The following is a 445-nucleotide window of genomic DNA, read 5'->3' as shown; positions in this document are numbered from 1 at the left end:
TCCCGAGACGGGAGTCGACCGACCCCGACGGGCGGTACGGGCGGACGTAGACGCCGTCGTCGTCGCCGTCGGGGATCGGCAGCGGCCCCCAGTAGTTGCCGACGCCGCCGTGCGACCAAGTTCGGAGCGGGCCGATAGTCGACTCGACCGTCTGTTCGTTGCCCTCGAAGTCGTTTCTGAGCACCCAGTTCGACGGGAGGATGTCGCTGGCGCGCGCGCCGATCCCGTTGTCGAGGACCACGTTCTCGATGAACGCGTTGCGATCGCCAGCCACCTGGAGGCCGCGCTCGTTGTCGACGACGACGTTCCGTGCGTAGTAGGAGTCGCCGCCGGCCGGCACGACGCCGTAGGTGCTCTGGCGGACGTCGTTGCCGACGATGAGGTTGCCCGTCGGTCGGGTCATCACGATCACGCCGGCCTGCGCGTTCCGAACGGTGTTGTTCGC

Annotated in this window: 1 protein-coding gene; it reads right to left on the bottom strand. The window is 68.3% G+C overall.

What is annotated here, in order from left to right; all coding sequences use genetic code 11:
• Positions 1 to 403: NosD domain-containing protein (locus tag C5C07_RS20845; protein WP_304999725.1), on the bottom strand; the 403-nt coding region annotated here is incomplete at its 3' end.
• Between the last annotated feature and the right edge of the window lie 42 nt (positions 404 to 445).

Source organism: Haloferax sp. Atlit-4N (assembly GCF_003383025.1).
GTDB classification, from domain to species: domain Archaea; phylum Halobacteriota; class Halobacteria; order Halobacteriales; family Haloferacaceae; genus Haloferax; species Haloferax gibbonsii.
The sequence above is the reverse complement of the archived record's forward strand: the minus strand, read 5'-3'. Positions and strand labels throughout refer to the sequence as shown.